11 protein-coding genes are annotated in these 12,434 nt (G+C 33.4%); 9 read left to right on the top strand and 2 right to left on the bottom strand.

Translation table 11 applies throughout. From position 1 onward, the window contains the following. Nucleotides 1-37 precede the first annotated feature (37 nt). Nucleotides 38-568 (top strand): hypothetical protein, encoded by a 531-nt coding sequence (locus IJI80_RS03825; RefSeq protein WP_292787785.1) that lies wholly within the window; start codon nucleotides 38-40, stop codon nucleotides 566-568. Nucleotides 569-685: 117 nt separating this feature from the next. Further along, nucleotides 686-2,503 carry a thiamine pyrophosphate-binding protein gene (locus IJI80_RS03820; RefSeq protein ID WP_292787783.1) on the top strand — a complete coding sequence of 606 codons (1,818 nt, stop codon included), beginning with the start codon at nucleotides 686-688 and terminating at the stop codon, nucleotides 2,501-2,503. A gap of 191 nt (nucleotides 2,504-2,694) precedes the next feature. Here IJI80_RS03820 and IJI80_RS03815 read toward each other — a convergent pair whose 3' ends face one another. Continuing rightward, on the bottom strand, nucleotides 2,695-3,837 hold the full coding sequence (locus tag IJI80_RS03815) for an alanine--glyoxylate aminotransferase family protein (RefSeq protein ID WP_292787782.1): 1,143 nt from the start codon (nucleotides 3,835-3,837) through the stop codon (nucleotides 2,695-2,697). Between the two features lie 242 nt (nucleotides 3,838-4,079). Here IJI80_RS03815 and IJI80_RS03810 point away from each other — a divergent pair, with 242 nt between their 5' ends. From IJI80_RS03810 to IJI80_RS03790, 5 genes are all read left to right on the top strand, one after another. Further along, complete coding sequence (locus IJI80_RS03810) at nucleotides 4,080-5,162, top strand: metallophosphoesterase (RefSeq protein WP_292787781.1); 1,083 nt, start codon at nucleotides 4,080-4,082, stop codon at nucleotides 5,160-5,162. 48 nt (nucleotides 5,163-5,210) lie between these two features. Continuing rightward, a complete protein-coding gene (locus tag IJI80_RS03805; RefSeq protein WP_292787779.1) occupies nucleotides 5,211-6,476 on the top strand; it encodes an aldo/keto reductase in 1,266 nt (421 codons plus the stop codon). Between the two features lie 164 nt (nucleotides 6,477-6,640). Then, nucleotides 6,641-7,429, top strand: coding sequence for a 5'/3'-nucleotidase SurE (gene surE, locus IJI80_RS03800; RefSeq protein WP_292787778.1), 789 nt, complete (start codon nucleotides 6,641-6,643; stop codon nucleotides 7,427-7,429). 57 nt (nucleotides 7,430-7,486) lie between these two features. Continuing rightward, the gene (locus IJI80_RS03795) at nucleotides 7,487-8,224 is read left to right on the top strand and encodes a 6-hydroxymethylpterin diphosphokinase MptE-like protein (RefSeq protein WP_292787776.1); all 738 of its coding nucleotides are present in this window, start codon (nucleotides 7,487-7,489) and stop codon (nucleotides 8,222-8,224) included. Between the two features lie 196 nt (nucleotides 8,225-8,420). Then, the gene (locus IJI80_RS03790; protein WP_292787787.1) at nucleotides 8,421-9,548 is read left to right on the top strand and encodes an ORC1-type DNA replication protein; all 1,128 of its coding nucleotides are present in this window, start codon (nucleotides 8,421-8,423) and stop codon (nucleotides 9,546-9,548) included. Between the two features lie 118 nt (nucleotides 9,549-9,666). Here the strand turns inward: IJI80_RS03790 and IJI80_RS03785 are convergent, their stop codons facing one another. Next, nucleotides 9,667-10,134, bottom strand: coding sequence for an archease (locus IJI80_RS03785; protein WP_292787774.1), 468 nt, complete (start codon nucleotides 10,132-10,134; stop codon nucleotides 9,667-9,669). Between the two features lie 236 nt (nucleotides 10,135-10,370). On the opposite strand from IJI80_RS03785, the gene IJI80_RS03780 reads away from it, so the two are divergent. Continuing rightward, nucleotides 10,371-10,559 (top strand): hypothetical protein, encoded by a 189-nt coding sequence (locus IJI80_RS03780; protein ID WP_292787773.1) that lies wholly within the window; start codon nucleotides 10,371-10,373, stop codon nucleotides 10,557-10,559. A 507-nt stretch (nucleotides 10,560-11,066) separates the two neighbouring features. Next, nucleotides 11,067-12,434 (top strand): RtcB family protein (locus tag IJI80_RS03775; protein ID WP_292787771.1); only part of this gene is annotated, 1,368 nt, incomplete at its 3' end.

Raw genomic sequence — 12,434 nt, 5'->3', positions numbered from 1 at the left:
TAAAAACATAATTAATATTATCTTAAAGGTGTATTATATGGATAAGAAAATGGCTGTTTTAATAATTGCTGTATTTTGTTTATTATGTGTAGGTTCATACTTGATCTTTGAACCAGGCAGAGATGTTACTTATCATCAAATCAATTTAACAAATTCATGCTCTGCTAGCGTCCCTGTAACTGATCAAGTATCTGAATATGCTGATAATCTGGACATTCATTACTATTCCGATTATGATTATGGTCTAAACATTACAAGCTTTAATAATGGATCCCCAATTACAGGGGCACAAGGGCTTCTAAGATTTAACAATATTAAAAAGGAAGTTTTAGGTACAGAGAAAGCTAAAAATGGAAATTTCACTTATTATAAAAACAATAATCGTGGAACCTATACGGTATTTGTTGAAGATAGAATGTCAAATAACTATATTTTAATATCTTCAAAGGATTTGACAATTCTAAATAATGTTTATAATAGTTTAGAGGCAAGAATAATTGTAGACGATTATGAGCTGCAACAGATGTATTCAAACAATACCTCTAACAATTCATCCACTTATTATTAAGGCATTTTATTTTTTAGTTTTTAATTATTCAATTTTTATTGCTTTCATTTAATTTCATTTAATTTCATTTAATTTCATTTAATTTTATTTAATTTATTTCATTCAATATGTGATAATATGAATACTGCAGAAGCATTGATCAAATTGCTTGAGGAAGACGGTGTCAAACATATATTCGGACATCCTGGAGAGCAGATACTTCCATTTTATAAGGCTTTAAAGGATTCTTCCATTGAGCATATTTTAACAAGGCATGAGCAAGGGGCGGCTCATGCAGCAGATGCTTATGCTCGTTCATCAGGTAGTTATGGGTTATGCATTTCCACTGCAGGTCCAGGGGCTATGAATTTGGTTATGGGGGTAGCTACTGCATGTAAGGATTCTGTGCCTCTTCTTGTCATTACAGGAGATAACGACTATTCAAAAAAGGATGAAGATATTTTTCAAAATTCCCCAATCAACAGTGTTTTTGAAAATATTACAATTAAGAGTTTTCATCCTTCTTCTGGAAAATCTGCTATTTTTAATTTAATTGAAGCTTTAGTCATGCTTCATAAATATCCTAAAGGGCCAGTTCATATTAACCTCTCTAAAGATGTTCTTCTTGATGAGATTGATTTGGATGGTCTTGACTTGAAAGAAATAATGGTATCTTTTGGTCATGATATTTTTGAAGATATTGATTCTAATTTGGAAATATTCGATGAAGAAGTTTCCAGTTTTGATGATTTCTATAAATTGGTAACTATCCTTGACAATAATTTCATTTATTATGGTGGAAACTTAGTGTTCAGTGATGATTTCCATAGTAAATTTAACTCTTTTTCAAAAAATAGTGTGGAAGATGTAGATAACAATATCAACTTAGCTATTGAAAAAGTCAAGCTTTCACGAAAACCATTAGTCATTGTAGGAAATGGTATAGTTTGGGGCAAAGCTATCGATAAATTAAGCACTTTTGTAAGTAAAACATGGGTGCCTATCGCAACTACTTTTCACTCTAAAGGGATCATCAGTGAAAGCGATAAATTGAACCTTGGCATTGTTGGTCTGAGGGGAACTTCACTTGCTAATTATGCATATGCGAATTCAGACTGCATTTTGGTTTTAGGTGCAAAGTTATCCGAGCGAACCATTGCGGCCTGTGACTATGATGATATAAAGGATAAGATAATTCATGTAAATATTGATGAGTGCTGCCTTAAGGGTGATATTAATCTTTCAATGGATGCATCAGACTTTTTGGATTTATTGCTAAAGGAAATTGAATCTAAAGATTATAAGAACAATGAATTTATACGGTATAATGATTGGATTAATGAAATCTACTCTAATTATGAAGAGTTGATTGTTGATGGAATTGAGGATGTTGAAGATAATTACATTCCATTGAGGCCTCCTTATGCAATCAATAAGATTGTAAATGCTTTCAAGGACAGCTATTTCCTGTCAGATGCAGGCACTCATACAACATGGACAACATTGCTTTCCAAAAATGACAAGTTCGGTAAACTTCTCTTTTCAGGAGGATTCGGTCCAATGGGTTATGGTTTGCCTGCTTCCATTGGTGTTGCTATTGCCCATCCAAATGATCAAGTCGTTGTCATATGTGGTGATGGGGACATTCAGATGGTCATTCAGGAATTGGCTACAATTAGGGAATATGATTTGAATATAGTTATTTTTATCATTGATAACTCACAATTGGGAATCATTCGCCAATGGGAAGAGACAGTTTATGATATGGATAAGTATCAAATAGATTTAATAAATCCCGATTTTGTAAAATTAGGTGAAGCTTATGGGATTGATTCAATGAAAGTGGAATCCCGTGAGGATCTTGATTTGGCTATTGACAAGGCTTTCAAGTCCAACCATCCGTTTTTAGCGGATGTTTGTGTATGTGAAGAGAATATTCCTTTGCCTAAAAGATAGTTTTATTGCAGTTCTATTTTTCATGAATATAAAATTAGTAAAAAAAGATTCTATTTTTAATTTTAATATAAAATAAGTAAGAAGAGATTTATTTTTAATTTTAATATAAAATAAGTAAAATAAAAAAAGATAGTTAAGAGTAATAACTCAAAACTATTATAAATTTTGATTAAACTTTTTTGAAAGTTCAATTAGATGTAGTGGTCAGCAAGAGCTGCTACACCTGCACCTGCATCGTCTACTAAACCTAATCCTTTTAAGGTTAATCCTAATGCAGTAAAGGTAATAGCTAATTCTTTATAACTGATTACACCCATGTGTCCAATTCTGATGATGTTTCCTTTAAGATGGTCTTGTCCACCAGCTAATTGAACATAATATTTGTTTAACATGGTTCCTCTGATGTCATCATCACTTACACCTTCAGGTATTTTAACTGCAGTTACAGTTGCGGATGAAACTGCTTCATCAGGGAATAATTCAAGACCTAAAGCCTTAACAGCATCTCTGGTTGCAGCTGCTGCTTGGTGGTGTCTTGCAACTCTGTTTTCAAGTCCTTCTTCTTGAATGATTTCAAGAGCTTCCTTCATTGCGTAAATCAATGAAACGGATGGGGTGTAAGGAGTTTGAGCAGGAGTTTTGTTACCGTTTGCTCTGTATTTAGGCATGTTTAAGTAGTAGTTGTTAGGTTCAACCTTTTCACATGCGGCCCATGCATCGTCATTGAAGGTGATAGCTGCAAGTCCAGGTGGTGCAGCGAGACATTTTTGAGATCCGGTTACACAAGCGTCAATGTGGAACTTGTCTACATCTACATAGTCTCCACCTAAGGAGGATACAGTGTCTACAATGAATAATGCATCGTAGTTTTTCATGACTTCCCCTACTTCTTGAATAGGTGCAGCCACTCCAGTGGAGGTTTCGTTGTGAATCATAGTCACTGCTTTGATGTCTTCATCTGCTTCCAATGCTTCTTGCACTTGGTCAGCAGTTACAGCAGTTCCCCATTCGACATTTAAAGGTACGGATTCGATTCCGTGCATTTTTGAAATATCTGCAAATCTTTCTCCGAATTTTCCTCCAACAACGTTTAATATTTTGTCTCCTCTGTTAACAAGGTTTGAAACAGCTGCTTCCATTGCAGAAGTTCCTGAACCAGTAAGGATGTAAGAATCATTTTCAGTTTGGAAAGTTTTAGACATTAACTGAGTGGTTTCAGTATAGATTTCTCCGAATTCGTCTCCTCTGTGGTTTACAACAGCTTTTCCCATTGCTTGCAATACTCTTGGGTCTGCAGTTGTTGGACCAGGGAGCATTAATAATATTTCGTTCATTTATTCTCCTCCAATTTATAATAAGAATTATGCTTGATTTTATTTAATTTTTATAATGATTTTTATTTTATAATATTTTAATTGATGTATATTAAATTTATATTTATAAAATATGTCAAGCCATATATAAACTTTCTTTTTAATAGTTTTTAAATATTTTGTCGGCACTTTCATTTCTTTATTTGGTTAATTATGATAATTTTATAAATGACTTTTTAAAGATTAATATTAGAGGTTTTCTTATGAGCTTTAGAACAAGAAGGGTATTGTTTTCCACTCCACTAATTGCAATATTTGAGTTTTTCCTTATGAAATACCTGTTTTTATTGTTCGGCGGATTAGATGACATCTACATATTCCTCTTGACTGCATTGTTCATTTTACTGAACACGGTTCCTATGCTCTTTGAAGAGAGGAAATCAAGGTTCATCACACGTCTTTTAGATGAAATATCTGGAATTTGGATTTGGATGTCATTGTTTTTCTTCTTTGATATAGTTTTGATTTATGCTCTTGGAGTTTTCATAAAACTTCCATTTTACGTTATTGTTCTCTTGATTCTCTTGATTCCTATAATAACCGTTTATAGCTATTGGCATGCTCATAAGATAATTGTTCATGAGAAAACCATTGAATTGGACAATATTGTCGAAGATATAAACATTCTTCATCTTTCAGATGTTCATTACGGTTCCATCAGACATAAAAAGCATATTCTGGATTTGGCAAATAAGATTAGGGAAATAGAAGACAAATGCGATTTGGCAATCATTTCCGGAGACCTTGCTGATGGATCCTGCATTGTTGAAGAGGATGATTTTCTTCCTTTGAAAGATGTGAATATTCCTATTGTATTCACTCCAGGAAACCATGATTTTTATCCTGGAATTGAAAATGTTTACAATGCATGCAGGAAAGCAGGAATTATTATATTAGACAATGAAGGAATGGCATTCAATGATTTGAACATCTTTGGATTGACTTACAGCTTTGATGAAATTGAAACTGTAAGTGCAGATGAATTATTGTCCTTTGTTGATGGTGATAAAGTCAATGTCATCAATTACCATGTTCCTCAAAATTGGGAGGAATTTGCAAGATTAGGCTTTGATATTCAATTGTTCGGCCATACCCATGGAGGACAGTTTTATCCAGTTGTTTGGATAGGAAATTTAATCATGTATAATATGGGCTTGTTTAAGAAGAATATTGATGGAAAAGACAAGTATTTGCATGTTACAACTGGTGTAGGTTCTATGGATTATCCGTTTAGATGGGGAACTGATTCTGAACTTGTTATTTTGAAAATAAGGCCTAAAAATTAAGCAATCTTTGTATTGGCTTGTCAAGTTTCTAATTGTTTATGTGATAAAATGAATAAAAGAATAGTAAAAAGAAATGGGGATGAATTGTTTCCGCTTGGGCTTGGAGCAATGAGACTTGCCACAAAGAACAATTCAATTGATAAGGAAGTATCAAAGGAATACATTCTATATGCAATTGAAAATGGAGTGAATTTCATTGATACAGCTTATGCTTATCATGGTGGAGAAAGTGAAACGTTTTTAGGGGATATCTTAAGTCTCACTGATTCTGAAGGAGTTAAGTATAGGGACAGAGTAAAGTTATCCACTAAATTGCCTTCCTGGATGGTAAGGTCCAGAGAGGATATGGATGCATTTTTAAATGAGCAGTTAAGAAAGCTTAAAACAGATTCAATTGACTATTATTTTGTTCATAATGTTGACTTGTCAAGTGTAATGAGACTTAAGGACTTGGGATTGTATGAGTTTTTGGAAAAGGCAAGAGCTGATGGAAAGATAAGGAATATAGGATTTTCCTATCATGGGTCTCCCAATGAGTTCAAGACATTGCTTGATGATTTTGATTGGGATATGGTTCTTGTCCAATACAACTATTCAGATGTCAATGCTCAAGCAGGAATTCGTGGAATTCAATACGCTTATGAAAAGGACATTGCAGTGTTTGTCATGGAGCCTTTGAAAGGAGGAATCCTTGCTGGTGAATTGCCTGAAAAGGTTCAAAACCTATTCGATAGTGTTGATTCCAACAGGTCTGCTGTTGATTGGGCTTTTAGCTGGATCTTGAATCAAAAGGAAATCACATGTGTCCTATCTGGTATGGGCTCTCTTGATCAGATTAAGGAAAATATGGCAATTGCTGGCAGAGTTGAAATCGATTCATTGTCTGAAGATGAAAGGGATGTGTTGAAGCAGGCACAGGATATTTTTGACTCAATGATGAAAATCAATTGTACCGGTTGCGGCTATTGCTTGCCTTGTCCTAAAGGAGTAAACATTCCAGATTGCTTTAAGATTTACAATGAAAAATACTTATTTAATAAGAAAGGAATTGGGCCTATTTCCAATGCCATGATGAATTACTATATGGTTGTTGGAGGAGTGGCCAACAAGCAAGCAAGCGCAGGTCTTTGCAATCATTGCGGCAGATGCAAGAGATTATGTCCTCAGTCATTGGACATTCCAAATGAATTGGACACTGTAAAGTCTGAATTTGAGTTATTTGGATTCAATTATCAGATTAAATTTGTTAAAAACATTGCAATGCCTTCAATAAATAGGATTTCTAAAGTTTTTGACTTCTTTAAGAATTCTTAATTTTTCTTTTTTATTTTCCATTTTTTCATTTTTTCTATTTTTTCATTCTATTTTTTTAGTTTATTTCCATTTTTCATGAAATCATTTAAGAATTTATAAGTATTATTAAAAATATAGTATTATCAAGAAAAATTATTCTTTAAAAAAATTCTAAGAGGCTTTTTATGAAAACTATTTTAATATCCAATGATGATGGTGTTCTTGGTCCAGGTATTTTAGCTACTAAACAGGCACTTGAGGGCATTGCAAATACTGTTGTTGTAGCTCCTCAGGAAAACAATAGCGCTGTAGGCCGTAAAGTCAATATAATGAAACACATGTATTTGGACAAGTATGAATTGGCTGATGGTAGTGAAGCTTATGGGCTGTCTGGAACTCCAGCAGATTCAGTTAATGTAGGTGTTAATTATGTTTGCGATGAAAAGCCAGACCTTGTTGTAACTGGAATCAATCCAGGAATCAACATTAGCAGATTGCAGATTACCACATCCGGAACTGTCTGTGCAGCACTTGAAGCTGTTGGTCTTGGAGTGCCAGCTATTGCTTGTTCACTGTTCTTGGATGATGATTGCTTCAAACAGGATGAAGAGGGCAATTGGTATGTTGATACAGATTATAGCTTTGCTCAAGAGATTCTTGCTAAAGTGGTTAAGAAGGTTTTGGATGAAGGTCTTCCAGAGGGAGTTGATTTATTTAACTTGAATATTCCATCCAAACCGTCTTCTGACAAGATCAAGATAACAACTCTTGCAGATAGGATGTTGGACTTCAATATTCTTGAGAGAGTGGATGATGATGGAAACGATACAGTCATGAATGTTCCTCAACTGGTTGAAGATTATGAAGAGGGAACAGATGGATATTGTCTTTTGGTTGAAAGAAGACCTAGTTTGACTCCTTTAAGTGTAAGTTTTGGTGGTAAAATCAGTAATTTAGAGGATTGGGAATTTTAATTTTTAAATTATAATCATAATCGTTAATTATTAAGGCATTAATTATAAGGTGTAAATATGGATTTTAATGAATGGGAAGGATGGTATAAGGAAATTCTTGAAACTCTCGGATTTTTAAGAGAAGATGATGAAAAAACCGCAGAATTGTTGGATAAGATTCTTGATGAAAAAGGTTGCTTGACAATTGAGCAATTCTTTGATGAAATGATGGAGAAAAAGGACACTTCAAAATTCATTGTTGTTGGTGCAGGCCCTTCCATAAAGAAGCATATTGAATATGTAAAGGAAAATTATGACTTGAATGATTATCTTATTGTTTCTGCAGATGGCGCTACAACTGCAATGCTTGAAGAGGACCTTGTTCCAGACATTGTTGCCACAGATTTAGACGGCAAGATGGAGGATTTATTGGCTGCCAATTCATTGGGATCTTATTTTGTCATCCATGCCCATGGAAACAATGAAGAGCTTATTGATACCTACACTACCCGTTTTGATAAGATTCTTGGAACCACCCAATCAGTGCCTATAGGTCATTTATACAACTTTGGTGGATTTACTGATGGGGATAGGGCAATGTTTTTCACCCTTGCATTAGGATGTAAAGAAATGGTTCTTGCAGGAATGGATTTTGGAACAACTGTAACCAAATATTCAAGACCTAACATCGAAGGGGCAACAGGTCCTGCAGATGAGGTTAAAACCAAAAAGTTAATCTTTGCAGAGAGATTGCTTGCTTGGATAAAGGAAAACACTGATGTAAAAGTGATTAATTTAGTTGATATTGACAAGTAATCATTTTTCTCACTTTTCATTTTTCTTTTTCACTTTCCTTATTTTCTTATTTTCTTATTTTATTCTCTCATTTTCTTGTTTTTCTAATTTTTTCTCATTCTCCTTTTTCAATAATTTTTATGAATTTTCTTTTTTTTATTAAATTTGTATGCTATTATTCAAAATTAAAGAACTTTTTTATATAAGTTAACATATAATAAACTATATGGCAATAGAAGATATTTTGATGGGAGATGAAACATTATTCCAAAACATAAATGCATTTAATCCTGATTATATGCCTGAAAACTTTAATTTTAGGGACAGTCAAATGGAAGGAATGGCTATGTGCATCAGACCAGCCATTCAAGGTGGACGCCCTACCAATTCAGTCATTATGGGTTCATGTGCTACAGGAAAGACAACAGCACTTAAAAAGGTTTTCGAATTGGTGGAAAGGAACACTGATAATGTTGTTTGCTGTTATATTAATTGTCAATTGCACACAACACGTTTTGGAATCTTTTCTCAGATTCATAAAAAATTATTTGGACATCAACCTCCAGAAACAGGAGTTCCTTTTTCAAGAGTATATGAAAAAGTCATGAACAAGCTTTCTGCTGATGATAAAGCATTGATTGTTGCTTTTGATGATGTTAATTATTTATTCCAAACCCAACATGCAAATAAAATATTCTATGATATTTTAAGGGCTTATGAGGAATTTGAAGGAGTAAGGACAGGTATTTTTGCTATTCTTTCAGATTTGGAATTTAGATACGCCCTTGATAAGAATGTAAATACTGTATTCATCCCTCAAGACATCACATTCCAGCCTTACACCTATTCTGAAATATTTAGCATTCTTCAAGATAGGGCTAGAGCTGGATTTTATCATGGTGTGATTTCAGATGAAATCATTGAAGAAATAGCTAATCATACCATTGAAGTGGGAGATTTAAGGGTTGGAATTGACCTTCTTAGAGTATGTGGTAATATTGCAGAAGCAAATGCAAGCAGGTCCATTACTTTAGAGCATGTTGAAGAAGCAGTATCCAAACAAGGTTCCATTAATTTGATGGAAACCATCAATTCCTTAAATGACATTGAAAGGACTTTGCTTAGAGCAGTTGTTGATAGTGATGAAATATTAACTGCTGGCGATTTGTCTAAACAATTCAAGGAAGAGGCAGGAGTTAGCTATGCTACATTCAACAGGACTCTTGAAAAACTTGAATTCTTAAGATTGGTGGACACTAAGTTCACTGGAAAAGGAGTTAGAGGAAATTCAAGAGAAATCATTTTAAGATTTTCACCTGAGGATATTAAACGCTGCAACCTTTAGATTTAATATCCTACCTTTCAAACTTTTAAAAAAGTTTGATCAAAACTTTTTCTTTTTTTATTATTTACTATTCTTAATTAGAATTCTATTTTTTATTATTTTCAAAAAGAATATAAAATTATAAGTCTAAAATAGCTCTGAGCTTAAAGACCCCATCATCTTCTTTTACACACATTTTATGAAAAGTGATGGCCTTAACTTCAGATTTTGGGCTATGAACATTCCAATCTATTTCTTCACCACAAGCAAAACAAGTCAATTTATAATTTTCCAGATTGGAAGATTCGCTATCCACTATTTTTTCAATATTCACTTTAAAATCAGAAAAGAACAAGAACTCTGTATCCTGCAGGAATAAGAGCTCTTCTAAATAATCGTATAAAAGAGAAACCAAATCCTCTGAAACTATTTCAAATTCTCTAGATTCATCTTTTTTTACCTTGCTTATATCGGTTATAACATTGAACATAGCGAGCCCTGCATTTTCGTATGCCTCGTTTAGGGATTTCCCATAGGCATGAAATCCGATGTCTGCAGTGACATCAAAATAATCATATTTATCTGGTTTTGATTCATTATTTTCCATAGCTATGCACCAATATTAATTTTAACAATTTATTATTTAACTTTAATATTATATAAACTCCTTGAAAAAACAGGCTTAAAAATAGATTTTAATGCCCTAATTACATACACTTGAAATCAAACCCCATATTAGTTTTCAAATGCTCTCTTTCTCTTTTTTTATATATGCTTTAGAACTTACTAATATTACAGAGAGAAAATTTATAAGAAAACTTAAATTAAAAATGAGGTGAAAAAATGATAAAGCATACTAACACTACTTGTGACTTAAGAAGAAAAACCAGTATTATGGATCCTATGAACTTCCACAACATTAGAATCGATTTTAAAGATTGCATGGTAATATTTGTAGTTCTTACAGTATTACTTTTATCTATTTTAGCTGTTAGCGCAGCTCCAGGCCCAGAAATGATGAGCTGGGTATAATTAAACAAAACCAAACCCATTGTTTATTAAAGGATGTAACCATATAGGATAAAAACTACTAAAGATTTATGAATATTATCGTGCAATTTCTTAAAAAGAACATCTCATAAATATTTAGATTTTATAAATTACATAGTTTACATCCTTTAATCAATGTGTTTTTAAAATTAAATTTTAATTTTTATTTTATCATTTTTTAAACACTAAAAACTCAATAACCATCATTTAATCCTTTACACCATACATCAATTTTTACTTTTTTTAGATTAATTGGTTTTATACAATTTTTTAAGGCATCTTTTCAAATATCCCTTTTCTTGATTTTGTTAGTTTCAATTTCAACAATTAATTTTAAATGTATTATAAAACATAACTATAATATCATATTAGAAATTATATTGAAAATATAATTGAAATTCATAATTTTTATACAAACAATTTTTATACAAAATTATTATTTTAAATATTTAATATTAAATTGTTATTTTAACTTATTCAGTGATATTTATGTCAGTTAAAGAAAATCTTGAAAAAGTAAGAGATAATGTATGGGAACTCCCAAGTAGTTATAAAAAGGAAATGAGAGTTCCTGGAAGATTGTATCTTGATGATGAATCCGTTAAGGATATTGAAGAGGGAGCTCTTGAGCAAGTGGCAAATGTAGCTTGCATGCCAGGTATTCAAGGTGCATCAATAGCTATGCCAGACATTCACTTCGGATATGGTTTCAGCATTGGTGGTGTAGGAGCTTTCAATTACAATAATGGTGTTGTAAGTCCTGGAGGAGTAGGTTTTGACATTAATTGTGGAGTTAGAATGCTTAGAACTAACTTAACAGAAGACGAAATCAAGCCTAAGCTTAAGGAGCTTACTGAAGTATTGTTTAAGAACATTCCATCAGGTGTAGGAAGTAAAGGTCAAATCAGACTTAAGGATAATGAGATCAATGAGGTTTTAGACTATGGTGCTTGGTGGGCTGTAGAACGTGGATTCGGTTGGGAAGACGACCTTAAGTTCTTGGAAGAAAACGGTAGAATGAAGGATGCCGAATCTGCTATTGTAAGTGATAAGGCTAAAAAAAGAGGAATTCCTCAGTTAGGTTCATTAGGTTCTGGAAACCATTTCCTTGAAGTTCAAAAGATTGAAGAGATTTATGATGAAACTGTAGCAAAGGCATTTGGCCTTGAAGCAGGATCAATCGCTATTATGATTCACAGTGGTTCAAGAGGATGTGGACACCAAATCTGTTCTGACTATTTAAGACAAATGGATAAGGCTTATAGAAATTATAAAATTAATATTCCTGATAGGCAATTGGCATGTGCACCTATTGATTCCAAAGAGGCACAAGGTTACTTGAAAGCTATGGCTGCTGGTGCAAATTATGCATGGGCAAATCGTCAAATGATGTCCCACTGGGTTAGAGAATCCTTTGAGGAGGTGTTCTCCCGCAGTGCTGATGATATGGGCATGAGCACTATTTACGATGTTGCACACAATATTGCTAAAAAGGAAGTTCATAAGGTAAAAGGTTCCCATATGGAAGTTCTCGTTCACAGAAAAGGAGCTACTCGTGCATTTGGTCCTGGAAGACGTGAAATTCCTAAGGAATACAGAGACGTAGGACAACCTGTATTGATTCCTGGAACTATGGGTACCGCATCTTACATTTTGCATGGTACTGATCTTGCTATGGAAGAGACCTTCGGATCTACTGCTCATGGTGCAGGAAGGGTCTTATCAAGAACTGCTGCTAAAAAACAATTCACTGCAGATGGAATCGAGAAGGAATTGAATGCAAAAGGAATTCATGTAAAAGCAAATTCCGCTCCTGTTTTAGCTGAAGAGGCACCTGGTGCTTACAAGAATGTTGAT

The sequence above is a fragment of the Methanobrevibacter sp. genome (assembly GCF_017432245.1).
GTDB lineage: Archaea > Methanobacteriota > Methanobacteria > Methanobacteriales > Methanobacteriaceae > Methanobrevibacter.
Note: the sequence above shows the minus strand (reverse complement) of the source record. Positions and strands in the feature narration are given on the sequence as shown.

What these genes read in the sequence shown, in the direction of transcription:
- IJI80_RS03825 (WP_292787785.1), top strand. Translation starts at nt 38, where the DNA reads ATGGATAAGAAAATGGCTGTTTTAATAATTGCTGTATTTTGTTTATTA.
- IJI80_RS03820 (WP_292787783.1), top strand. Translation starts at nt 686, where the DNA reads ATGAATACTGCAGAAGCATTGATCAAATTGCTTGAGGAAGACGGTGTC.
- IJI80_RS03815 (WP_292787782.1), bottom strand. Translation starts at nt 3,837, where the DNA reads ATGAACGAAATATTATTAATGCTCCCTGGTCCAACAACTGCAGACCCA.
- IJI80_RS03810 (WP_292787781.1), top strand. Translation starts at nt 4,080, where the DNA reads ATGAGCTTTAGAACAAGAAGGGTATTGTTTTCCACTCCACTAATTGCA.
- IJI80_RS03805 (WP_292787779.1), top strand. Translation starts at nt 5,211, where the DNA reads ATGAATAAAAGAATAGTAAAAAGAAATGGGGATGAATTGTTTCCGCTT.
- surE (WP_292787778.1), top strand. Translation starts at nt 6,641, where the DNA reads ATGAAAACTATTTTAATATCCAATGATGATGGTGTTCTTGGTCCAGGT.
- IJI80_RS03795 (WP_292787776.1), top strand. Translation starts at nt 7,487, where the DNA reads ATGGATTTTAATGAATGGGAAGGATGGTATAAGGAAATTCTTGAAACT.
- IJI80_RS03785 (WP_292787774.1), bottom strand. Translation starts at nt 10,134, where the DNA reads ATGGAAAATAATGAATCAAAACCAGATAAATATGATTATTTTGATGTC.
- IJI80_RS03780 (WP_292787773.1), top strand. Translation starts at nt 10,371, where the DNA reads ATGATAAAGCATACTAACACTACTTGTGACTTAAGAAGAAAAACCAGT.